The following is a 23,762-nucleotide window of genomic DNA, read 5'->3' as shown; positions in this document are numbered from 1 at the left end:
GATGAATGATCGTCAAATGATTTTAATTCTGGTCTGTTGAATCACCTGATTCTTCGTCACCGCCAGTATCTTCTTTATCTTTTTTCTTGAAAGGTTGCACACTGAAACTGTATTGCAGCCCCAGGTTACCGGTCACTTCCGTAAAAGGGTCCGCATTATCAGATTTCGTGTTCAGTACTCCCCAGTTCGTATTGGCGGAGAACCCTTTGGTGATGCTGTACCCCAGTCGGAGTTGTCCGGTAACGTTGGTACTATTGCCACCTATTTCATTCGCATTGGCATAATAGTTCACATCCAGGCCAAGGTTCAACTTATCTTCGAAAAAGGATTTGGAGATGCCAATACCAGCACCATATCTTTTGGTTTGCATTTGAGCCAGTTCATTCTGGTTGTAATTAAGCCTGGTGGATAACCGCCACTTGCTTTCACTCAACATCAGGCTATACACAAAGTGGGCTACCATCATTTGGGAGGTAGCACTTTCCAGCGGGTTTTCAATATCATCTCCCACCTGCTGAACATTGCCTCCCAGCGTAAATACATGCTGATTTTCGTTCTCACCTGAGAGGGTATAATTCAGATTCACCCCGGCATTCTGAGTAATGATCACCGCATTCAGGGAATCCAGTTCCTGGCTGAGCACATACCCCACATCCGTGGTATTATTGGAATAATTGACATTACCGCTAAAAGCGTCTTTGGAATAGGAAAGGTCAGCAGAATAGACAAAACGACTGGTCGTCGTGGGTTTCAACAGGCCGATATTGTTTGATTGTACCCCGGCGGATAGTCCGACATTAAGTTGGCTTTCAAACAATCCAAAATCGAGATTCCCCAGGTATTCCACCATATCATTGTTGAAAAAATAGGCTCCCAATGAATTGAAATTAGGGTCAATTCGTTTGAACTGAACCCCGGCGACAAATTTTTCTCCTTCATAATCCAAGCTGGCATCTAACGCGGAATTGTGCTCCGTAGTTTGTCGCTCTGTGAATAAAAATGAGGGGAATTTCCCTTCCTCGGATTCAGGCTCCAACGCATTGGGCGACAAGGCGCTGAGGGCAGTTTCTGCCCTGAACCGGAATCTGTCGAAAAACAGTTTTTGTACATTTAACCCCAGCGTAAGATTATCTTTTGGGCTAGGTTGTGAGGGATTGTCAAGCGGAATAAAGATGGAATTAGGATCATCGTGGGCTTTGAAGATCATCAGGTCAATGGATTGTTGTTCGGTTCCGTAACCCAGTTTCGCTCCCCAACCAATTCTTTGGTAGATGGGCAGATTTGGCGTTACCAATGACAGATCAATGGGTTCAGCTTTGGCCAGGCGACCGTACATGGCTGAAAACCGCCAGTTGCCAGGAGTGAGTTCGGTTCCTGCTCCGTAAAAATTCAGATTGGCCAGGGTGAATTTGGAGAAATTCATCGCACGGTTTCCGAGGTGAAGTTTTATCCATTTATAATGCGGACTCATGCCAAAACGAATGAACCGGTCGCGTTGAGCCTGGATATTGTTCCGAATATCATTTTTCAGTGCATTGGTCAGTTCTTTCCAATTGGGCAGGGAAGATTCACTGTTACGGGCTGTTACCACAAGAGAAAACGGAACGTTGAGCCTGTAAATCCGAAAATTCACATTGGCATTCAAGGCATAGAAAAAGGGATCCTGTCGAAGCGGGCCACCATAAGCATTATAGGACCGGAGGTTCAATCCAGTTCCACCTGATATCGTCAGCGGATCACCGAAATCGGCAAAATCCTTGAACATATCTTTAAAATAAGTTTTGAAAAATCCTTTTTTGGTGACTTCTTCCAGATTCTCCAGAGATTCTAATTGGGAGAATCCCCAAAAGGGGATTGCCAAAAAAAGCAATATGGCCAATTGTCTTTTAAGGTGCCTTTTCATACTTATAGGGTTTAGTTGATTTTTTTAGGGTTCAGCTCTAAAAGCCGCAGGAAGCATCTTTGCTTCTATTTCCTTGGCAAATTTCATCCATGACAAATGAGACCAATCCCTGGTTGATTTAAAGTTAAAAAAGGATGATAGAATGGTAAAATTTTCCGACTCCAATGTTCTGAATGGTTCTTCTCATGTTCTGAATGGTAAAAAATCCGCAAATTTCCCATTCAGCACACCAGAAGAACCATTCAGAACACGGATGCCTTCCGAAGAGCAGTTTTGCGAATTTTACTTTATCTTCACGATCGTTGCAAAACAGGCAGACTTGGCTTCTGTTTTAAATAAATGTAACTTGAACGCATATTACAGTTGAATAATCCGATTAAGATTTATTATTACCCGTGTTAAATTTTAAAAAATATGTTTATGGGCTCCTGCTTTTATTCAGTTGGAGTACCCTTGCAGGAAGTGACTGCAACCTGCCGGAACTGGAAGCCAGCTATAAGCAACTATGGCAGTTGGTAGATGCCTTCGAAACCAGTACCGCACTGCCCCTGGCAGATTCTTTGATACAGGAAATGGAGGAGATGGGCCAATCAGATTGTCTTCTTTACTGGTGGATCAAATATGAAAAAGGGGAGATACTGGAAATCTGCAACAAAAATGAAGAAGCCCTCAGCTTGTATTATGAGGTGGTGAGGAATGCAGAACAAGCAAGGAAATGGGAACTCGTTGCCGAGACTTATATCTCTATTGCCAGAATTCACGAGGCCATCGGCAGGCAGGAGGATTGTCTGCGAAATTTAACGATTGCCAGACAAATTATCCAAAAACACCAACTAAATGCCGTATCCTCGCGATATGCAATTCGTTATGCTTCCTATCACAGGATCTATGATAACCGGGATAGTGCACGTATTTATGCCACCAAAGCGGTTGTTTCCGGGAAGCAATATGGCGTACAAAGGTCTGAGCTGGATGGTCACCTACTGATGGGGATTGTGACAGATAATATAGATGAATCCATTTATCATTTTGAGGAAGCGGTAAAAATCTCCCTGGACAGGAAATCTTATTTTAGCGCTGCGCTTCAGCAGTTAAATATTACTGATCGTTATTTAAAAACCGGTAATCTTGAAAAAGCAGACTCCTCACTTAACCTGAGTTATGCTTTTGCAAAAAACATACCTGAAAATTACCCGGGCTATTACACTGCCTATAGTCGTCTGCACAATTCCAAACGGATCTTATTTGAGCAACTAGGCATGATCGATTCGGCCTATTTTTACTTCAGAAAAAGTATTGAAGCAGGAAAGCTATCCAGTCCACTTATTAACCAGGACGCAATAAGCCAACAGGAAACTGCCTTCGCCATAGAAAAAGAACAGGACAAGTTGCGTTTTGAAAAACAAAGGTCGTTTTATATGCGATGGGGACTCTTATTAATGGGCCTGCTATTGATCGCGATGGCCGCGGGGCATTTCAATAATGAGCGAAAAAAACGATTCATCGCTAAACAAACAGACCTCATCTCCAAAAAAAATGAGGAATTGAACGCATCCCTACACAAACAATCCATGCTGCTCTCCGAGGTGCATCACCGGGTAAAAAATAACCTTCAGCTGGTCATGAGCCTGCTGACCCTCAAAGGAAGGAAGCTTCCTGATCCCGATGTCCAGGCGCACTTTGATGACCTCGCCAATAAAGTCCACAGCATCGCCCTGATCCATGAGCAGCTTTACAAGGCTGATCAATTTGATGAAGTCAATCTCAAAAATTACCTGAGAGACCTCACCAATCATTTTCAAAGCCTGCAAAACGTAGATGAACCTTTTCAGTTCCAGCTGAAAACGGCCGAAATATTCCTAAACCTGGAGACCGTTTTGCCTATTGGCATCATCTGTTCCGAGCTCATCAGCAATTCCCTGAAATATGCCCGGCGATCTGACCGTGGACTTATCCTGAGCCTCGCCGTTCGAAAAGCTGAGGACAAATATGAATTTCTTTACCAGGACAATGGCCCCGGATATCCCGAAAAAACGCTAAAACACAAACCCGACAGCATGGGGGGCATGCTCATCAGCAGCATGGTCAGGCAATTAAAGGCCGATTGCAGTACCTATAACCAGGAAGGGGCTGTTTTCACTTTATCTTTTCAGAAAAAACCGGTTTCCACAGTTTAAGCTCTCTCTTTTTTCAAAAGACTATATTAAAAAAAAGAACAGTGGTTTCCATCCCGTTAAGGCATTCATCCCTTGATAATCCGGTTTGTCAAATTTATCATAAAAAAGATTTTGCCTTTTGGTAATATCCTTCATTTTTTACCCCTAAAGTAAACCATACATTGAACAAGAGCCTGATTAAACACCTTGCCCTCCCTAATCAGAACTTTCCATCAAATGCACCAACATCTCCCGCCTCGACCGACTCACCGGCACCACCTCCCCACTCACCAAAGTAACGGTATCATTGTCCCAGCCACTCACATGCTGGGTATTGATGATGAAACTCCTGTGACACTGGAAAAGAAGCCTGCTTTTGATGTTTTCCAAAAACTGGCTTATCGGTTTGCGCGTAACGATCTTGCTGCCATCTACGAGGTGGACATTGGAATACACGTGATCGGATTTTACACACACAATCTCCCGTTCATCAACGCGGTGATTTTTTTGTCCGTCGAAGAGGGTTAAAGTTATCGTAGGAGGCGTTCCTTCCTGATATAGGCGGTAGGCCGTCTCTACGGTCGTCCAGAGGGTTTCTTTTTGCATGGGTTTGCCCAGGTAACCATAAGGAGTGGTTTCCAGCGCCAGGTCAAAAATGCGCCGATCGTGTTGTGAGGTGAGATAAATGAAAGGTGTTTTTTCAGGCTGTTCCTGCAGGAAATTGGCAACATCAATGCCTGATTTTTGTCCGTATAGCCGAATATCGAGGATCACCAGGTCCGGGCGGTCGCGTTCGTAGGCTTCCAGGGCTTCTTCGTAAGAAATACAAATTTCCTGCACCTGGTGGCCTTGTTCTTCCAGAAATAGTTTAATCGTTTCGGCGATAAGTACCTCGTCTTCCACGATTAAAATCCTTAATTTCATGTATTTGGGGAGTTGGGTTTAGTTTTAATGTAACAAGGTTAGTATAAGAAAATTTATCCTCCCATATCTATTTCACCTTAAATTTAAAATAACTTTTGATTAAATAGCCCAGGTTTATCAAAAACATTTGATTTTATGCTTTACCTGGTATAGATTTCAACCTTGCTACATCACTTCACTCCCGAAACGATCCGTATCAATGCCTCATTTCGTTTTTCCTGATCCACCAACCCAAAACTGCTACTATTATAGTTCCAATTGGCATAAGCGATACCATTTTCTTCAAAAAGGGCGATCAGGTCCCTGTGCCAGTTCAATGACTCCTCTTCCGGAGCCCAGTTGATGGTGCCGAATTCCCCGCAGTAGAGCGGCAAACCCAAAATTTTTGCTTTTTGAATGGGCTTTTGCCACATGGAGAGCATAATATCTTTATTGAATTCAGCCCCTGCGAATCTTTTTATGGCAGGTTTTATGGCTTCCGGCTGTTGTTCAAATTCTGCTTCCGTAAGAATGATTCCCGGGTAATGTACGGGCCCTTTGTAATCTTTCAAATCCGTCCAGCTCGCCTGGTAATGGGTCAGTAAAAAAGGTTCATAAAAATGAAAACTCAACAGAATATTCGGATCATTTTCAGGCACTTTTAACGCATCAAAAGTATCTGCTGATTGCCACCGGTTGGAACCAATAACGATGGTGCGCGCCGGTTCGTGTTGGCGAATGGCCGCAAAAGCCCTGGCCAGCAATGAATTCCACGATTCATGGTCATCGGCTACCGCTTCATTCATCAGTTCGTAAGCCACCTGGTGATTGGGGAATTTTTTCAGGGTTTTGGAAAGATCCCGCCATAAACCAATGAATTTCTCCTGTTCGACCGGGTCCGTCCACAACGGTTTTTCTTCCGCATTAAAATAATGTGAGCGTAAAATATGCAAATCGACAATGACCCTCAAATCATATTCGGCACACCAGTTAATGCAGTTTTCCATGAGCCGGAAGGCATCGTCATGCCGGTTTCCATGATCGTCCCACATCTGTTCTTCATCAATAGGCAGACGGATGTGATCAACCCCCATTTTGGCAATGGCTTCGACATCTTTTTGGGTAAAAAATTGCTCACGCTCCACGCCCCTGCGCTGGCTTTGAGACAACCAATGGGCGATATTGGTCCCTTTGTGGACTTCAAATTTTTTTGAAGCCGGCGGGGCCATTTGTTGGTTACAGGATACCGTCGTTAGGGAGAAGATGAATAGGAGTAGTATTTTCATGATTATTTGTTTTGGTTGATTTTTAGTCATTCGGAAAGCTATTGGGACTTTCGCGGGGGGAAGTGAGATTAGTTATATGGTCACCCCAAATTTACAAAAAAAAGAAGCCCCCGTCCGAAAAAAGCATCGCATTAATCCGCTTATTTATACAAAATATTTTTCTTCGCTATAGGCAAAAAATCAAAGGATGTTTTCATGAAAAAAGTCATTTATTCCGGTGGCTTTTAAACTTAAATCCCATAATAACTTTTCGCTTTCTTTGTCTCTTTCTGGTTCTAATAATACTGCCGGACCTGATTTGCCACTACCTTCCGGGCCATAGAATTCCCCACTTTTTACATTTGGACTACAAGCACAAATAGCAAGACCACAAGTACCATCTTCAACCGAATGCGCTTGCTTCATCGTTCTACGGATAATATACCGATCCAATAATCCAGTACCGCCAGCCTTAGCTGTTTTAGCCTGAAGGCCACTGTCGGTCGGGCCTGGGTGAGCTGTTAAGAATTTAACTCCTTCGCGAAATTCATCCGGCACTCTATCCTGTAGCGCGTAGGTAAAAAGCAGATTAGCCAATTTAGACTGTTGGTATCTAACCCATTTTTGAAGTCCCGGGAAACGATCTCCTCCCAGGTGACCTCCATTGGCTTCAAAATACCTGGGAAGTATTGGTTTATTCCCCATTTTCCTGGCTCCGGAACTATGATTAATCACTCTGGATTCTCCTCTTAATTGAGTTGCTTTTTTTAATGAAGGCCAAAGTATACCTGTTAAAAGAAAGTGTGATAAATGATTGGTTTGAATTTGTATATCATACTTATCAATGGTTGCCTGATCTGGCAGCCCCATAACTCCTGCATTATTGACCAGTACATCACATCCTTCATTTTGAAGCATAACATTTAGCTCTTCCCCTGCTTTTTTGACACTTTCAAAATTTTGTAAGTCACATTCAATTAACCTAGCATCAGATTTATCCTCATTTAGGAGGATGTTTAGGGCGTTGGTAGCTCTTTCTGATTGTCGATTGATCATATATACTTTTGCGCCAAGTTGTGCACATGTTCTTGCTAAAACCAAACCTGTTCCTGATGTACATCCGGTAATGACTATGTTTTTGCCTTTTAAACTCGGGAAAGTTTTAACAAGATTGTGGTAATATTTTGTTTCAATCATAATTTTTTTGGTTGTTCTATTATTAGTTCAAGAAATTGCCCCAACACCGTTATATGCTCACCCCAAATTTACAGAAAAACAAGCACCCGGCCGAAAAAAGCATCGCATTAATCCGCTTATTTATCCATTAGACTGAATACACCGAAACAAAACAAATCAAGTAAAATGGCCAGATATGCTCATCAGCCCTGGATCATTGAGCCAAAGCAGTGGAAAACCATTGATTTTTATCCACACAACACCATTTTACTCCAAAGCCTTCAACACCTCTCTCGTCAGATCCCACCGGTCAAAGCCTTGTCTGCCGTAGTCCAGCCCCCTGCGCACGATGACCAGATCGTGAGACGGGACCACGATGACGTATTGCCCGCGGTTGCCGGCCGTAGAGTAGGCGTCCTTGGGAACATCCGTTCGATTGTCGGGCACCAGCCACCACTGACCGCCGTAAAAATGGCCGATATCGGCGGTGGAAGGGGCCGGTGTCCGGACGAATTTGATCCATTCTTCCGATAAAAGCTGCTCGCCATCCCATTTTCCGTTTTGCAGATACAAGAGGCCAAAACGAGCCAGGTCGCGGGCGTTGGTATACACCTGGCTGCTCAAAATGAAATCCCCGAAACGGTCGGTGCTCAACATCGTATTCCGCATGCCAATGCGATCCAATAAAGCTTTGCGCGGAAATTCCAGGTAAGTCTTTTCATCTCCCAAAGCCTTTTTCATCGCCAACACAGCTAAAAGGGTTTCGTAATTTTCATAATCCCAAAGCGTGCCCGGTTTCCTGATCAGTCCCCTGTTCAGGGCGCCGTTCACGGAGCTGGCGCCTGCCCAATAGGCTAATCCCGAGCCGGTGGCATATTCCATCCCGCGGTTATCAACGGTGTATAAACCGCTGGACATGTTCAGGACATGGCGCAACGTTATTTCGGAGCGTGGATCTGTTTCCGGGGAACGCTCTTTGGGCAACCATTCCAATCCAAGGGGTTGATCCAAAGACATCCTGCCCTCATCAGCCAACATACCGATCAGGGTAACGGCGATGCTTTTCGCGGTGGACCAGGTGCGTGTTTTGGTGGTAAAATCTACTCCAGGGGCATATCGTTCATGAATGATTTGTCCTTTGTAAACAATGAGCAGGCTCAGCGTCACCTGCTCCGGCGATTCCCGGTCGAATGACCAGTCTGACGCTGCCTGAAGGGCCAATGCATCTACCTCAGCCGGCAAGGGTTTTTTGTCGATCAGGTCTCCGTTGGGCCAGGCAATGTGGGCTGGATCTCCTTTCAGCGGAGGAGTCTTGAGCTGCGGCAAATCGTTGATGTCTTCAAAAGTCTGGTCCGGGGCGAGGATGATGCACCCCAGTCCTTCCCGGAATACCGCCCGCATGACGGGCGTACCGCCGGGTACACCAATGGCTACCGTTTTTCGATCCCAGTCAACCCGGTAGTCACCTCCTTTGGCGGTTCCTATCGGCTGTTTGATATAGGCCAGTTCCTGTTCAAAAACCAGGTCCATGCTGCGATTGGAGGTAAACAGCCCATTGCACATCAAAATCGCCTGGACGCCGTTTTGGACCATTTCGCGGGAAGGTCGGGCATAATCATAGGTTTCCTGCTGCTGGGCAAAGGTGCTGGAGCCTAAAATCAGGCATGCAAAGAAAAGGGTAAAATGTTTTTTCATGATGGATGTAGTTTATTGGTAAGTTTCAGCAATTTAAAGCCCTTTTTGTGAAATAACGGAGCAAATTCCGATATTTGTATGCAGAAATCTATTGCGAGCGTAAACATAAATTTTAGTTTTAGGCTATTCAAATTTATTCAACTATCGCAATCCTATTATTATTTTTTCAAAAAAACACCACCTGATGAGACCCTTATTTTCTTTCCTTTTCTTTTTTGCCATGACACTATTATACGGACAAAATGCCTACCCTGAGGTGAGCAATCTATCGGTGCAAATAGACCCAAACGATGAAATAGTCACGATCACCTATGATCTGGCCGACGCGGATGATAATGACCTGAAAATCACCTTTTGGGTTTCGGACAACAATGGCCAAAGCTTTACGATCCCTACAGAAAATGCAACGGGAGATGTCGGTTTCCCGATCCAGCCGGGTATAGATAAAAACATCACCTGGGATGCCACCGGACGATTAACGGGCGCTATGGATTACCAGATCAAACTGGTCGCCGATGATTTATTTCAACTGGATATACAGGCCATCGTTGACCAGGTAGATAGCAACAGATTACACAGTAACCTCGAATTTATTGCCTCACCACGGCATAGGTTCACCAGCCCCGGTCATTTGGGAGCCGTCAAAGACAGTATCGAACAGGCCTTTTTAGCAGCCGATCTGGAGACCTGGCGAGAAGATGTTCCTTACGGAAACTATACCGGTCAAAATATCATCGGACGCCTGGCGGGGACCACTCAAACAGAAAAGACTTATATCATTGATGCCCATTTTGACACTGTAAGCAACTCTCCCGGTGCTGATGACAACGGTAGTGGAATAGCCGGAGTGCTGGAAATTTTACGGGTTTTAGCGCCTTATCGTTTTAGTAAAACTTTGCGATTTATTGGTTTTGACCTGGAAGAAGAAGGTTTGGTAGGATCAGAGCATTATGCGACCAACAACATCTCTGCCGAAGAAACTATCGAGGGCGTTTTTAATATGGAAATGATCGGTTATTACTCCGACGAACCCAATTCACAAACCTTTCCAACGGGGTTTAACATTTTATATCCAGATCAATATGCTACCATTCAGGCTGATCAGTTCAGAGGCAACTTCATAAACAACATCGGCGATCAAAACACTGTTCCACTGCAAACGGCCTATGCCAATGCTGCAGCACTTTATGTCCCTGAGTTAAAAGTAATTTCCCTTACGGCACCCTCAAATTGGCTTTTGATCACCCCCGATTTTGGCAGAAGTGATCATGCCCCATTCTGGATAGCGGGCATCCCGGCATTGATGCTCACCGACGGGTCTAATTTCAGAAATTCCAACTATCACACTGTGAATGACGAGTTGGAAACCCTGAACTTTACATTTATGAGCCATGTGGTCAAGGCAATTGTTGGTGCAGTAGCAGAAGAAGCAGGAATTGAGCATAGCACTACGGCATCGGCTGATTTTTCCGTTACCACCGGTTTAGACAATACCCTGGATTGTAAATTCCAACTGTCACCTGTCCCGGTGGATGAGCATCTCGTGCTGAGTTTTGGTCGCTGTGATTTTGAAGCGGTAACCGTGCAGATCTTCGACCTGACGGGAAAACTGGCACTGGAAACCCTGACACAGCCGATACTTACGAAGACCGTTGACCTGGATCTGACAGCCCTGGAGGCAGGGACATACCTGCTAAAAGCCAGCAATGGGGCACAGTCCATAAGCCGTAAGCTAATTGTAAATTAATCCTTTTTTCAAATAAATCCTTTTACGATGATAAAATATATGTTTTTCATTTTTGGTGTGGTATTTTTACTGGGTTGCAACACTGAAAATACAAATATGGAGGAAACTCAACCTGATAATCCCCTGCTTGCGGAATGGGATACGCCTTATGGCACCCCGCCGTTTGACAAGATCAAACAAGAACATTACCAGCCTGCTTTTGAAGCGGCCATAAAAATGCACAATGATGAGATTGTAGCTATTGCCAACAATACTGAGTCCCCTACTTTTGCCAACACCATTGAAGCCCTTGATTACAGCGGAGCTACTTTAAGCAAAGTAGAAAATGTATTCAATGGCATGAACAGCGCCATGACCAACGATGAAATGCAGGCGATTGCGAAAAAAGTAGGCCCCTTATTAACGAAACACAGTGATGAGACGACGTTGAATGTTGCCCTTTTTGAGCGCATAAAGGCCGTTTATCAACAAAAAGATGGCCTGGGGCTAAATAAGGAACAGGGGCAATTGCTGGATAAATATTACAAAGAATTTATCCGTGGCGGTGCCAACCTGGATGCCACACAAAAGGAAAAATTCAAAAAAATCAATGAAGAATTGTCGGTGCTTTCTGTCCAGTTTGGGGAGAACGTACTGAATGAAACCAATAAATTTGAAATGGTTTTGTCGGAGGAAGATGAATTGGCAGGGCTGCCGGAAAGTGTCCGGGAAATGGGAGCTGCCGAAGCCAAGGCAAAGGGGTATGCAGGAAAATACGTTTTTACCATCCAGCGGCCGAGCATGTATCCCTTCCTGACCTATTCTACCCGCCGGGACCTTCGGGAGAAAATATACATGGCCTATACCCACCGGGGCGATAATAACGATGAACTGGACAACAAAAAGATCCTGTCCAAAATGGCAGCCCTTCGGGTGGAGCGGGCCAACCTTTTAGGCTACCCGACCCATGCCCATTATGTCCTGGAAGAACAAATGGCTAAAAATCCGGACAATGTTTTTAACCTGCTGGATAAACTATGGCAACCGGCCCTGGAAGTCGCCAAAAAGGAAAGAGCCGATATGCAGGCCATGATTGATGCCGAAGGCGGTAATTTTCAACTGGCTTCCTGGGATTGGTGGTATTATGCCGAAAAGGTCAAAAAACAAAAATTCGACCTCGACGAGGAAGAGTTACGGCCGTACTTTGAGGTGACCAATGTCATCAATGGAGTATTTGGGCTGGCGACCAAATTATGGGGAGTTACTTTTGAAGAAATACATGATGTCCCAAAATATCACGAAGACGTGAAGACTTTTAAAGTGCTTGATAAAGACGGCAACCACATGGCTATTCTTTATACGGATTATTTTCCCCGCGACAGCAAGCAGGGTGGAGCCTGGATGGACGTATTTACCAAACAACATAAAAAAGACGGAAAATTCATTCACCCGGTCGTTTACAATGTGGGCAACTTTGCCAAACCAACGGGCGATAAACCGGCGCTCTTAAGTGTGGACGATGTGAACACCTTATTCCATGAATTCGGACATGCCTTGCACGGTATGTTGTCTGATTGCACCTATCTCTCCACCTCCGGCACTTCCACTCCCAGGGATTTTGTGGAATTCCCTTCACAGGTGATGGAAAACTGGTGTATGCATCCCGATGTATTAAAAGAATATGCCTTCCATTACGAAACAAAAGAACCTATTCCGAATGAATTGATCCAGAAGATATCCAATGCCAGTAAATTCAACCAGGGTTTTGCGACTGTAGAATATTTGGCAGCTTCCTATCTCGATATGTACTGGCATACGCTGACAGAACCTGTTGAAAAAGATGCCACAAAATTTGAGAAAGAAGTACTGGATAAACTTGGTTTGATTCCTGAGATAGTCCCGAGATACAGGAGTACTTATTTCAGCCATATCTTTTCAGGAGATTACTCAGCGGGGTATTACAGTTATGTATGGTCAGAAGTGTTGGATGCTGATGCTTTCCAGGCTTTTGTGGAAACAGGAGATGTGTATAACCAGGAAGTAGCTGAGAAATACAGGAAATACATTCTTTCCAGTGGCGGTACCGATGATGCGATGAATTTGTATCGGCAATTCCGTGGCAAAGATCCTGATTTTAAATTCCTCCTGGCCAAGCGCGGGCTTGACAATTGATCCTATCAGTCAGAATAGTTTCATTTTATAAATAAATTCGGGGCTTCTACATTATTCTCATCAGTGTAGAAGCCCCGAAACAAAACAGCAACCCGCTCAATTCAACTATCTGTGCCTTGATTCAATTTTTTATACACTTACGCCAAATAAATAGCCCACTAAAGCCGTCAGTCCCATCGCAATGGTTCCCCAAAAGGTAATTCTTATAACGGCTTTGCCGATACTTGAACCGCCCGTTTTAGCCGCCAATGACCCTAATATTATGAGAAAAAAAATAGCAAAGCCGTACAAATAGTATTCCATATCTTTTAATGGCAAAAACAGCGTTACCAAAAGGGGAAGTATCCCGCCAACAGTAAAGGCGGACCCTGACGCAAAAGCAGCTTGTATGGGTTTAGCCTGACTTATTTCATTCAGCCCCAGCTCATCTCTGATATGTGCCCCTAATGCATCTTTCTCCGTTAGTTCTTTAGCAACAGTCAATGCGGTTTCCTTTTTTAATCCTCTTTTCTCATAAATTTCGGCCAACCGCTGTAATTCGATTTCAGGCATTTCTAATAACTCCTGTCTTTCCCGTTCAATATCTGCTTTTTCTATATCTGTTTGTGAACTGACAGAAACGTATTCTCCAGCTGCCATGGATAAAGCCCCGGCAACCAATCCGGCCAATGTTGCCAAAATAATAGGATCTCTTAAATCACTCGCCGCAGCAACCCCTATGGCGAGACTTGCCGTAGAAAGAATTCCGTCATTGGCCCCCAGCACTGCTGCCCTCAACCAATTGCTTCTGTGGATAAAATGATTGTCTAAATAATTATCTGAATCCTGCGGTTGCTCTATCATCTTAAGGGATTGTTTTTGTTGTTTAATATGACATAAAATGCCGATATGGCAATTCCCCAAATGTAGACAAAAAAAACGTCATGCCCTACCCTTCTCAGAGGAATATAGGGCTTTCTTATAAAAATTGAACATTAGGTTTTATCGGGGCCTGTTACACTTCATTGACAACCGTAAAGCCGAATTCATTCGGCTCATTAATAAAGCATAACCATCAGCTAAATTTCATCGTTTTCAGCATCTCCTCAAAGAGTTCCAAATGGTTATTTGACACTCAAATTTCAAAAAATAGTAAAGAAATTCTTTACCTTCCACTTTATTTTACCAAATCCATATTTTAATCACCTGTTAAACATAAAACGATGTTAACCAATCAAATAAAACCTTTCTTTTTTGCAGTAATGGTTTTGCTGACCGCCTTTACTTTTTCTTCCTGTAATTCGGAAAAAAACGCAGTAGAGCCCCCAAAAGTCAGCGGGATCAATATCGAAGGACTCCAGGCACCGGCCGCCAAAAAAGTGCCGAAAGAAATGACCATTTTTGGAAATACCAGAATAGACAACTACTATTGGCTCAACCAGCGGGAAGACCAGGAAGTGCTGGACTACCTGAATGCCGAAAACGATTACACCGCCAAAGGCCTCAAAGGAACCGAAGCGTTCCAGCAGGAATTGTACGACGAAATGATCGCACGGATCAAACAAACGGATATGTCGGTGCCCTACAAATACAACGGCTATTATTACATCACCCGTTTTGAGGAAGGCAACGAATATCCTATTCACAGTCGTAAAAAAGGCACACTGGAGGCCACCGAAGAGATCATGCTCAATGTCAATGAGCTGGCCAAAGGCTATGATTATTATGCAGTGGCCGGAATGGAGGTCAGCCCTGACAATAAAATACTCGGGTATGGCGAAGACACCCTGAGCCGCAGGAAATACACTTTACGGTTTAAAAACCTGGAAACGGGAGCAATGCTGCCCGACCAGATTCCGAATACGACCGGAGGGCTGACGTGGGCTAATGACAATAAAACCGTTTTCTACACACAAAAAGACGACGCGCTTCGTGCCTATAAAATCTTCAAACACAAACTGGGTACACCGACCAGTCAGGATGTTGAAGTTTACCACGAAGCAGATGAAACGTTCAGCGTTTTTATCTATAAATCCAAATCCGAAAAATACCTCATCATGGGGTCATATCATACGTTAACGGCGGAATACAAAATTCTGGAGGCCGATAACCCCGACGGAGAATTTCGGGTTTTTGAACCCAGAGATACCAAAAACAACCTGGAATATTCCATCGCGCATTTTGGCGACAAGTTCTATATCAGAACCAACCTGGATGCCAAAAATTTCCGCCTGATGGAAACTCCGGAGGGCAAAACGGGTAAAGAAAACTGGAAAGAAGTGATCCCCCACCGGGAGGATGTCCTGCTGGAAGGCATGGAAGTATTCAAGGATCACCTGGTTTTGTCAGAAAGGGTAAAGGGAATCAGGCAGCTTTTTGTAAAACCATGGAAAGCGGCCGGACACTATATCGATTTTCCGGAAGAGGCTCATACGGCTTATGTTTCCACTAATCCCGATTTTGATACCGAAATTTTACGCATCGAGTACCAATCCATGTCCACCCCGAACTCCATTTATGATTATGACATGAATACCCGGACAATGAAGCTTCTGAAACAGGAAGAGGTGGTCGGTGACTTCGATCCCGCCAATTACCAGACCGAGCGCGTTTTTGCCAAAGCACGCGATGGTGTGGAAGTACCGATTTCCATCGTTTATAAAAAGGGCGTTAAAAAAGACGGTTCTGCCCCTTTGATGCTCTACGGTTATGGTTCCTACGGGTACAGCATGGAGCCGGGCTTTAGTTCCATGCGATTGAGCCTGCTGGACCGGGGATTCATCTACGCCATTGCCCATATTCGCGGCGGACAGGAAATGGGAAGACAATGGTATGAAGATGGCAAAAAATTGAAAAAGAAAAACACCTTTACCGACTTCATCGACTGCGCTGAATATTTGATTGCCAATGATTACACTTCAAAGGGCAATGTTTATGCCAGTGGCGGCAGTGCCGGAGGCTTACTTATGGGAGCGGTGGTCAATATGCGCCCCGACCTGTGGAACGGCGTTGTGGCGGGAGTCCCTTTTGTGGATGTGGTCACCACCATGCTCGACGAGAGCATTCCTCTGACCACAGGTGAATTCGACGAATGGGGCAATCCCAAGGAAAAAGAATATTACGAATACATGAAATCTTATTCGCCATACGACAATGTGGAGGCCAAGGATTACCCGGCCATGCTCGTCACCACGGGATTGCATGACTCCCAGGTACAGTATTTTGAACCCGCCAAATGGGTAGCCAAAATGCGGGAGATGAAAACCGATAACAACCCATTATTCCTGCATTGTAATATGGAAGCCGGCCACGGCGGCGCCTCCGGACGATTCAAGAGGTATAAGGACAGAGCCCTGGAATATGCGTTTATCCTGGACCGGGCAGGATTGAATACAGTGGAGATTAAGGATTAGGAAAAATTAACCGCAGCACCTGCTGTTCGAATGCAGAGCAGGTGCTGTGGTTAAAAACACCAGGTCAGCGGATGATTATTTATCAATCCACAAAACTATGCCTGATCTGTAACAACAGCTTAGGAAAAACGACAACTTTTAACCCGCGGAAAAGTCTCCGCACCCGCTCGTTTGTTTTTCCAGAGAGGAGGAAGTCCATCCTAATCATCCCATTTCATATGAAAAATTTGATATTCCCGTATGATTGCTTGCCGGGAATTTGAAGGGTCGTATTTTTGGAAAAATTTCATAGTTGCCTTTGTTTTTTGTGCCCTGCCAGGCTAATGGGCTAATCTGTTACTTTAAAACAGAAAAATAGGCAAACTCTAACTCTAATGTTTCAACTAAAATTTCGTTTTTCCCTGCGTCAAAACCTGATGTGGTCCATTTTACCGGAAAGGCATTTACAAAATTCCATGACTTTAATGAATTCCCTTTTTTATCTAATAAACTTACCACAATGGAATGGGTCTTTATGGCGGCACTCATTTCATCCAGGGTATCAAAACACCATTTCGCAATGGCTGAATCTTTTGGAATGATACCTCTTTTCAACACCAAATTCGAATATTTTGATGAGGCGGGCACCCTGTGAATAAAGGGGTTGTTCCCCCCTTCTGAAATTTCTTCCGTCTCCATATTCATGGTTATTCCGGAAACTTCTTTAAAAAAAACTGCCTGTCCGCCCATGCCTTCAAGCAGGGACAATGCAAAATAAAAACTAACCGGTGGATACATTTCACTCATGCTTCTGTACTTTATACTTTACAAATCTAAATATTGCAGACAACTTTCATTGTTAATCTAGCTTAAATTTCTCAAAAGTTTTACCATTGAATTTATACGGTCCATCATCGTGAGTTGCGATCCATAACTCCCCCAGATTGTCCTTATAAATGGAGAAAAGCGGAATGTCCTTTTCTCCATCTTTAACCGGGTAATGTATGAGTTCTTTTCCGTTGCTTCGCCAAACCCCTTCCAGGTAGCTTACCATCCAGATGTCTCCATTATCGTCGGCAGCCATCGACATAAAATAGGGGGCTTCTTTCCCCGGTCTTTCTATTCCTGTTTCCCTTTTATAATTTATTGGCTGGAGTCCATTACTTTCCATACTATCGGGTAAGATCCTGAACTTATAATTTGTATTGCAAATCCAAAAATACCCGTTCGCATCTTCTGTTATCGAACGTATTCCAAAAGCTCCCCCTTCAGGTGTTTCCGTCAATTGCTGTTCATACATCCAGCTTAATTTTTTTCCATCATAACGGTAAACACCCAGGCTGGAAGTGCCAAACCAAATACTTCCTTTATGGTCTTCATATATGGAGTAAATGCCATAAGGGCTATAGGAAACATTGGGATATTTGGCGTAAAATTCGTCTTCGAGCGGGCTTTTAGGGAACTTTAAATGGTATAAGTTTTTTCCGTCATACCGATAAGGTCCATTGCTATCCCATCCCATTCGGAACCACAAATCACCGGGTTCCAATTTCCATTCATTCCCCGAAGAATTGTCTTCCATTACTTCCAGAGGGGCAAATTTTTGTCCGTCAAACTTGCTGATACCCTCCTGAGTATCAAAGAAAATGTTTCCGGATTTGTCTTCCTGCACGCCCAGGATCCAGGAACCGATGAATCCGTCTTTTGTTGTGAAAAGAACAAGACTTTTTCCATCATACCTGTATAATCCTTTTTCCTTACTGGCAAACCAATAGTTATTTTTCCTGTCCTGATAAACCAAAGTAGCCTTCGGATCAAGTTCGGAAACCGTTTTTCCAATGGATTCCTGTTTAAAAGGTGCTGGTGTCGTTTCGGTATTGCTTTGTCCGGTACAGGAAATAATTAAGGAAGTCCATATGATTAAAAGGGAATATTTTTTTAGTGCAGTCATTTTTTTATTTGTCTTATTAGGTTACATTGTATTAAATTTTACCCCTCTAAAAATAACCGCCAATTTCCAAATAAGGAACAGTTCAAAAATAAATTGACAATTTTAATCATGTAAATCACTGAAAATCAAAACTTTTACATTTTTAATTTATCATTCTAAATTTTACATTTCCCTAAGGATATACCCCACAAGTTAATTGTTTTCACAATTCCTTGTCATCGACAGAGTTGCACCCTGTATGATCCGTCTTTCAAATACCGGGAATTCCCTCAGACCTGGCTGGTCAATTCCGCATAATCGTCGATGCTTTTGCGGATGATCTGCCGGGCTACGTCAGCGTTTTGAAAATCTTCGACTTCCACGGTTTTGTTTTCCAGTTTTTTATAATTCTCAAAGAAATTCCTCAACTCTTTAAAGAAATGTTCTGGCAACTCTGAAATATCATTCATATGATTGACACTCATATCGTGAAGGGCTACGGAGATGATTTTATCATCCAGCTCTCCCCCATCCAGCATTCTCATTACGCCAATCACTTTTGCCGATACGATGCACCGGGGCACCAGGGTAATCTGAGACAACACCAGGATGTCCAAAGGGTCTTTGTCATCACAATAGGTCTGTGGAATAAAACCATAGTTGGCAGGATAATACATGGAGGAATACAAAACACGGTCCAATATCAGGAGCCCGGATTCTTTGTCTATTTCATATTTGGCTCTTGAGTTTTTCGGTATTTCGATAATGGCATTTACTACTTCCGGAGCATTTTCGCCTATATTGACTTTGTGCCATGGGTTAGTCGGATCTATCATCATTGGTATTAAACTATTTTACAGGTAATTGAAAACTTTTCGGGCCTGCGGATTGGGCATGCCATTAATTTGATAAAATTCGTCCCAATATACCTGACTAAAACCATTCTTTCAAATTAGATTTGATTTCCCCTAAATAGAAATTCAAAAGTCTCGTTTCAGGGCATCCCATGAAACGACCATTCCAAGGGAAGCACGTCCGAATGTGTTTGTTTTTTTTCGTGTTGAATGTTGGTGATTTAAAAAGGGTTAAATGGAGTTAAAACCAATCCGTTGAAACCATCCTGAACTATCGGTCTGGCCTGGCAGCCTGACAAACATGGAATGAACGGCGTTCAACCTGAAACTACTTTTTATAATTTGAACCCGATTTTTCAATCCATTCCATATCAAAAAAACGGAGGCTGCCCGTTGAACTACCGGACAGCCTCCAAGTTTAGATTACCAACTATTATTAACTAACTAAACTATTCCAAAGGATGCACTGTACACCATTCGGCACAGGCTCCATCGTATAATTTCACATTTTCATATCCGAGGATATTTTTAAAAGCGACATAAGCCACCGCACCACGAACACTTGTTTTACAGAGGAAGATGACTTCTTTGTCAGGGCTGAGGCCGTATTTTTCGGCGAGGGCCATCAAATCTTCTTTAGATTTGAAAGCACCTGTTTCTGTTTCCACCTCTACGTAATCCATGTTGACAGAGCCGGGAATATGACCTTTTTTATCTCCTGAAACGGCGGTTTCACCGGAGTATTCCTCAGGGGTACGAACGTCCACAACAATAACTTCCGGGTTTTTGATATTTTCACTCACGTAATCGGTGGAAGCGTATATCGCTTCATTAACCGTCGGGGTGAAAGTGACCGGTTTGCGTGCTTTGGGGGGCTGGGCAGTTAACATAACCCTCGCTTTTTTCCATTCATTTTCATCGTTGTGTAAGATCTTTACGTTTTCCGCACCGATGTACTTGAGTATCCAGTACAGACGGGAAGAGTATTTCTGAGAACCTTCATCGTACAATACGATCTCGCTTTTTTCACTGATGCCTAGTTTTCCAAAGAAAGCTGCCAGGTCTTCCACCGGTTTTACCACACCGCTTACGTCTCCGTCTTTGTAAAGGTCGTTGTGGTTGACGTTGATCGCATTCTGTACGTGAGCCCTGTCGTAAGTTTTGCCTTTGCTGCCATCGAGAATGACCAATTCTTTATTCGCTTTGGCAAGATCCTTAAACTGATCTATGGTGATGATATCCACCTGGGCATTGGCGCTGATCCATCCGGAGAGGATCACCAGCAGGGATAATATTATTTTATTTATCGTTTTCATGTTTATTTGTTTAGATTTTTTTGTTAAAAGACTACCTGCAATTGAAAGAGGAGCGCATCATTTGGAACTTCCACGTTACCGTTTTCTTCTGCTTTGTAAAGATAATTTACCTGCAAACGAGTCCATTCATTAAAGAAATAATTGATACCGTAAGTAATAATGGTTTGCTGATCGCCTAAGGTTTCAGCAGCTGCGTTGGGTTCGTAAAATTCATATTTAATAACGGGCTGAACTCTCCAGGGGGTCATATACATACCCTGAACGAAGTAGCCGTTACGATCCACAGAACCCTGGTGCAATTCAACATCGCCTCCACAACCACCACCGGTAGTATAGGAACCTACGTCGGAACCTTTCGTATATTCCCCCTGCACGAGGAAGTTTTTGTATTTCAATTCAACATCAAATCCGAGTCTTTCACGGGTATCATCTTCTTCCAGTCCGGCACCGGATGGATGAGCACCAAAACGGTAGCTGGCTCCAACGGTAATGAATTCAAATGGATGGAAAGTCAAACGGCCGATCATATCTTTTTTAGCGTTGTTATCTTTGAAGTTGCGGCCGGTGCCGTTCACTACGGCGAAAGAGTATCCAAACAGGTTTTTGGTTTTGGAGCCAAACAAACTGAGCGTATCCGTACCTCCTGAGATCATTACCCCAAAGTCCCTGATCGGACCGGAGAGATTGTTGACCACTTCAGAACGGTTGATGGTATTCAACTTGTGGCATGCGGTGATCTGTTCCAGGCCGAAAGGCGTTTTGAATTGGCCGAAGGAAATTTTTGCATAAGGGCCAAAACGGTTGTAGGTAATAAAAGCATCCAGTATAGCAGCACCTCTGGTATCTGCGTTAATGGTCGGACTAAATTCGGTCAGCACATAATAACTGAAATCGTAAGGAACGGATCCCATGACGCCGATACGGGCGCGGTTGAAGTAGAAATTATTGGTATTTAAAGATTTGCCGGAAGCCGTTTCTCCTAAGAACTGGAAATCTGCCTGGGGCTGGATGTATCCGAACAACTGGACTCCGTCATCTCCTGAAGGTTCCATACAACCCTGAGCAAAAGACAGATTGGAAAAAGCAAGGAAAGCCAGCACAGCAATAAATATTAACCTTTTCATTTTATTGAATATTCGTTTAGTTAGTAATAAAATTGCGCCTTACCCTTCAACCTTTCTGTTTCGATCTGCTCAAGGGATAACCCAGCCTGAAAGCCGGAAGGCGCAATTTGTTGATTAACCGATCTGTCGGTTGATCCGACTGCTTTTGTGTCTATTTAGGATCGTGCATTAATCCGGTACCGTCGTAGTATCCGAAGTTCATTTCACTTGAAGAACCGTTACCTTTCCAGGCGACTGAACCTGAACCAGCTGCCAAATTAGTGTGAACAATGGCATTGGCTCCAAACTTAAGGCTCTGTGCGTTGTATCCCAAAACGTTCAGCCATGCAGTGGTGATGGAAGAAGTCTGGCCGGTGTAGCAGTAGGTTACTACCGTTTTAGCAGGATCAATATTGGACAATGTGTTGAGACTCATGTCTTCGTCGATGCGGTAAGCGCCGTTGATGTGTCCGTAGGCATCCCATGCAGTCAGCGCCCATTTATTGATGATGAAGTAATTTCCAGGATTGTCCAGAACATCAGTTTTTGCAATACCCCAATCTGATTTGGCCAAAGCTGCCTCCACGCGGGCTCTTAAAATGTCTTCTCCATTTACCTCGCCTGTAACCACGGAAGGATCGTCAAATGTGCTCAGTGCCGGAGGGGTGCCTGTAGTCACCCAGTTGGGAGAAGCAAAATCGGTGGCATTGGAGTTCCATGATCCTGCAAAGTCTTCGTGCCAGCAGCTCATTCCCCATTTTAAAGTTTTCGCATTGTATCCCATCAATCTCAGTAAACCTGTTGCTCTTGCTGCAGTCTGTCCGGTATAACATACGAGAAGAAAGGTCTTGTCTTTTCCTGCGGTCTCTGCTGCGGTCAATAGGTCAGCCAAAGCAACATTCTGAGCATTTTTTATATGCCCTGCGGCAAAAGCATCTGCAGATCTGATGTCAAAAATAGTGTAATTCGGAACTGAAAAGTCAACAGGATCTACACTGAGGCCACTTGCACCTACCACCCAACCGTTCAGCACATCAGCCAGGTCGAGATTGTTCTGAGCCATGTAAGTGGTCAGTTTTTGATATTCAGTTTCGGTGGCTTCCTCTTTGCAACTCATCATGGTGAGGAGAGGAATAATTGCTAATACGAACAAAAATTTTACTGCGTTTTTCATGTTAAATTATTTTTTCAATCAACAAATTTTATTTCGAAAGAATGGAATAAACAATTTTATTTGCCATCATTCGTATGCAAAATTCCTGTCGATTGAAATTTTGTTCCATGACTTCTGTCAATGTTTTTGGTGACGGAAGTCAGTTTTGCGCCTGCTTCGGGCTGGAGGCCTGATTTTATAAGGGGGTTACGAAATGACTAAAAAATGAACTTTTTTTCATAATTGACATATATCAATTCCGGGTTGTTAATAAGTCAGATTTAATGTAATTTTATGCTGTTTAATCAATGATAAATTACATAATGGAAGATTTCGGAAATTGTACCATAGCTTGTCGTCATCAGGATTGTTTTAATTTTTTGACGGCAGACGAACGCAATAGGCTTGAAAAAAACAAGATATCGATCAATTACCGCAAAGGAGAAAATATCATTAAACAGGGAACTTCTGTCAATCACATTCTTTTTTTAAAATCGGGGCTGGCTAAAATATATCTCGAAGGATCCAGTAAGGATCTGATCCTGAAGATTGTTCCCCCCCAACATTTTATCGGGCTTTCTTCCCTGCGATGTAAGGATGACCTGTACATTTATTCCTCCTCTGTGTACATCGATAGCCGTGTGGATCTCATCGATAAAGAATTTTTCATTAAACTTATCGAGAACAATCCCAAATTCGCCCTCAGTGTCATCAGTATCATCAATGAGGCTACCGCTGTGAGCTATCGCCGCGTTTACAGCCTTACCACCAAACAAATGCATGGCAAGGTGGCCGACCTCCTGATCTGTATGAGTGAGAATATTTTCCTGGACGAGCAATTTAATGTACCGATCTCCAGGAAGGATTTTTCTGAATTACTGGGCCTCTCCGTGGAGAGTGTGGTGCGTGTTTTCAAGGAGTTTAAAGACAATGGACTGGTGAGTATCCGGGGTACCCAGTTCAAGCTGCTGGATATTGCAGGACTCAAAGAAATTAGTAATTACGGTTGATCATACCTGAGAATCCACAAAAAATTCTA

17 protein-coding genes are annotated in these 23,762 nt (G+C 43.6%); 5 read left to right on the top strand and 12 right to left on the bottom strand.

The genetic code is table 11. From position 1 onward, the window contains the following. Positions 1–22: 22 nt before the first annotated feature. Positions 23–1,903: a hypothetical protein gene (locus H6571_16720; GenBank protein ID MCB9325384.1), complete on the bottom strand. Its 1,881-nt coding sequence runs from the start codon at positions 1,901–1,903 to the stop codon at positions 23–25. 395 nt (positions 1,904–2,298) lie between these two features. Between H6571_16720 and H6571_16715 the strand changes: the two genes are divergently transcribed. Further along, a complete protein-coding gene (locus H6571_16715; GenBank protein ID MCB9325383.1) occupies positions 2,299–4,080 on the top strand; it encodes a sensor histidine kinase in 1,782 nt (593 codons plus the stop codon). A gap of 195 nt (positions 4,081–4,275) precedes the next feature. On the opposite strand, the gene H6571_16710 is transcribed toward H6571_16715, so the two are convergent. From H6571_16710 to H6571_16695, 4 genes are all read right to left on the bottom strand, one after another. Continuing rightward, on the bottom strand, positions 4,276–4,983 hold the full coding sequence (locus tag H6571_16710; protein ID MCB9325382.1) for a response regulator: 708 nt from the start codon (positions 4,981–4,983) through the stop codon (positions 4,276–4,278). 170 nt (positions 4,984–5,153) lie between these two features. After that, positions 5,154–6,278 (bottom strand): glycoside hydrolase family 5 protein, encoded by a 1,125-nt coding sequence (locus H6571_16705; GenBank protein ID MCB9325381.1) that lies wholly within the window; start codon positions 6,276–6,278, stop codon positions 5,154–5,156. Positions 6,279–6,428: 150 nt separating this feature from the next. Then, positions 6,429–7,424: an SDR family NAD(P)-dependent oxidoreductase gene (locus H6571_16700; GenBank protein ID MCB9325380.1), complete on the bottom strand. Its 996-nt coding sequence runs from the start codon at positions 7,422–7,424 to the stop codon at positions 6,429–6,431. A 246-nt stretch (positions 7,425–7,670) separates the two neighbouring features. Continuing rightward, entirely contained in the window at positions 7,671–9,098 is a 1,428-nt protein-coding gene (locus H6571_16695; protein MCB9325379.1) for a serine hydrolase, read from the bottom strand. Positions 9,099–9,282: 184 nt separating this feature from the next. Between H6571_16695 and H6571_16690 the strand changes: the two genes are divergently transcribed. Continuing rightward, on the top strand, positions 9,283–10,845 hold the full coding sequence (locus tag H6571_16690; protein MCB9325378.1) for a M28 family peptidase: 1,563 nt from the start codon (positions 9,283–9,285) through the stop codon (positions 10,843–10,845). A gap of 39 nt (positions 10,846–10,884) precedes the next feature. Continuing rightward, complete coding sequence (locus tag H6571_16685; GenBank protein MCB9325377.1) at positions 10,885–12,996, top strand: M3 family metallopeptidase; 2,112 nt, start codon at positions 10,885–10,887, stop codon at positions 12,994–12,996. Positions 12,997–13,125: 129 nt separating this feature from the next. Here the strand turns inward: H6571_16685 and H6571_16680 are convergent, their stop codons facing one another. Further along, complete coding sequence (locus H6571_16680) at positions 13,126–13,839, bottom strand: VIT family protein (GenBank protein ID MCB9325376.1); 714 nt, start codon at positions 13,837–13,839, stop codon at positions 13,126–13,128. Between the two features lie 398 nt (positions 13,840–14,237). On the opposite strand from H6571_16680, the gene H6571_16675 reads away from it, so the two are divergent. Beyond that, positions 14,238–16,388 carry a S9 family peptidase gene (locus tag H6571_16675; protein ID MCB9325375.1) on the top strand — a complete coding sequence of 717 codons (2,151 nt, stop codon included), beginning with the start codon at positions 14,238–14,240 and terminating at the stop codon, positions 16,386–16,388. A gap of 336 nt (positions 16,389–16,724) precedes the next feature. Here H6571_16675 and H6571_16670 read toward each other — a convergent pair whose 3' ends face one another. From H6571_16670 to H6571_16645, 6 genes are all read right to left on the bottom strand, one after another. Beyond that, on the bottom strand, positions 16,725–17,174 hold the full coding sequence (locus H6571_16670) for a phage tail protein (GenBank protein ID MCB9325374.1): 450 nt from the start codon (positions 17,172–17,174) through the stop codon (positions 16,725–16,727). Positions 17,175–17,226: 52 nt separating this feature from the next. Continuing rightward, positions 17,227–18,318: a hypothetical protein gene (locus H6571_16665; GenBank protein MCB9325373.1), complete on the bottom strand. Its 1,092-nt coding sequence runs from the start codon at positions 18,316–18,318 to the stop codon at positions 17,227–17,229. Positions 18,319–18,587: 269 nt separating this feature from the next. After that, on the bottom strand, positions 18,588–19,133 hold the full coding sequence (locus tag H6571_16660) for an inorganic diphosphatase (protein ID MCB9325372.1): 546 nt from the start codon (positions 19,131–19,133) through the stop codon (positions 18,588–18,590). A 467-nt stretch (positions 19,134–19,600) separates the two neighbouring features. After that, the gene (locus H6571_16655) at positions 19,601–20,467 is read right to left on the bottom strand and encodes a sulfurtransferase (protein MCB9325371.1); all 867 of its coding nucleotides are present in this window, start codon (positions 20,465–20,467) and stop codon (positions 19,601–19,603) included. A 23-nt stretch (positions 20,468–20,490) separates the two neighbouring features. Further along, on the bottom strand, positions 20,491–21,591 hold the full coding sequence (locus tag H6571_16650) for a hypothetical protein (GenBank protein ID MCB9325370.1): 1,101 nt from the start codon (positions 21,589–21,591) through the stop codon (positions 20,491–20,493). Positions 21,592–21,742: 151 nt separating this feature from the next. Then, positions 21,743–22,744: a rhodanese-like domain-containing protein gene (locus H6571_16645; protein ID MCB9325369.1), complete on the bottom strand. Its 1,002-nt coding sequence runs from the start codon at positions 22,742–22,744 to the stop codon at positions 21,743–21,745. A gap of 287 nt (positions 22,745–23,031) precedes the next feature. Here H6571_16645 and H6571_16640 point away from each other — a divergent pair, with 287 nt between their 5' ends. Next, positions 23,032–23,733, top strand: coding sequence for a Crp/Fnr family transcriptional regulator (locus H6571_16640; protein ID MCB9325368.1), 702 nt, complete (start codon positions 23,032–23,034; stop codon positions 23,731–23,733). Positions 23,734–23,762: the final 29 nt, after the last annotated feature.

The sequence above is a fragment of the Lewinellaceae bacterium genome, assembly GCA_020636105.1.
Lineage (GTDB): Bacteria > Bacteroidota > Bacteroidia > Chitinophagales > Saprospiraceae > BCD1.
The sequence above is the reverse complement of the archived record's forward strand: the minus strand, read 5'-3'. Positions and strand labels throughout refer to the sequence as shown.

What these genes read in the sequence shown, in the direction of transcription:
- H6571_16720 (MCB9325384.1), bottom strand. Translation starts at nt 1,903, where the DNA reads ATGAAAAGGCACCTTAAAAGACAATTGGCCATATTGCTTTTTTTGGCA.
- H6571_16710 (MCB9325382.1), bottom strand. Translation starts at nt 4,983, where the DNA reads ATGAAATTAAGGATTTTAATCGTGGAAGACGAGGTACTTATCGCCGAA.
- H6571_16705 (MCB9325381.1), bottom strand. Translation starts at nt 6,278, where the DNA reads ATGACTAAAAATCAACCAAAACAAATAATCATGAAAATACTACTCCTA.
- H6571_16700 (MCB9325380.1), bottom strand. Translation starts at nt 7,424, where the DNA reads ATGATTGAAACAAAATATTACCACAATCTTGTTAAAACTTTCCCGAGT.
- H6571_16695 (MCB9325379.1), bottom strand. Translation starts at nt 9,098, where the DNA reads ATGAAAAAACATTTTACCCTTTTCTTTGCATGCCTGATTTTAGGCTCC.
- H6571_16690 (MCB9325378.1), top strand. Translation starts at nt 9,283, where the DNA reads ATGAGACCCTTATTTTCTTTCCTTTTCTTTTTTGCCATGACACTATTA.
- H6571_16685 (MCB9325377.1), top strand. Translation starts at nt 10,885, where the DNA reads ATGTTTTTCATTTTTGGTGTGGTATTTTTACTGGGTTGCAACACTGAA.
- H6571_16680 (MCB9325376.1), bottom strand. Translation starts at nt 13,839, where the DNA reads ATGATAGAGCAACCGCAGGATTCAGATAATTATTTAGACAATCATTTT.
- H6571_16675 (MCB9325375.1), top strand. Translation starts at nt 14,238, where the DNA reads ATGGTTTTGCTGACCGCCTTTACTTTTTCTTCCTGTAATTCGGAAAAA.
- H6571_16670 (MCB9325374.1), bottom strand. Translation starts at nt 17,174, where the DNA reads ATGAGTGAAATGTATCCACCGGTTAGTTTTTATTTTGCATTGTCCCTG.
- H6571_16665 (MCB9325373.1), bottom strand. Translation starts at nt 18,318, where the DNA reads ATGACTGCACTAAAAAAATATTCCCTTTTAATCATATGGACTTCCTTA.
- H6571_16660 (MCB9325372.1), bottom strand. Translation starts at nt 19,133, where the DNA reads ATGATAGATCCGACTAACCCATGGCACAAAGTCAATATAGGCGAAAAT.
- H6571_16655 (MCB9325371.1), bottom strand. Translation starts at nt 20,467, where the DNA reads ATGAAAACGATAAATAAAATAATATTATCCCTGCTGGTGATCCTCTCC.
- H6571_16650 (MCB9325370.1), bottom strand. Translation starts at nt 21,591, where the DNA reads ATGAAAAGGTTAATATTTATTGCTGTGCTGGCTTTCCTTGCTTTTTCC.
- H6571_16645 (MCB9325369.1), bottom strand. Translation starts at nt 22,744, where the DNA reads ATGAAAAACGCAGTAAAATTTTTGTTCGTATTAGCAATTATTCCTCTC.
- H6571_16640 (MCB9325368.1), top strand. Translation starts at nt 23,032, where the DNA reads ATGATAAATTACATAATGGAAGATTTCGGAAATTGTACCATAGCTTGT.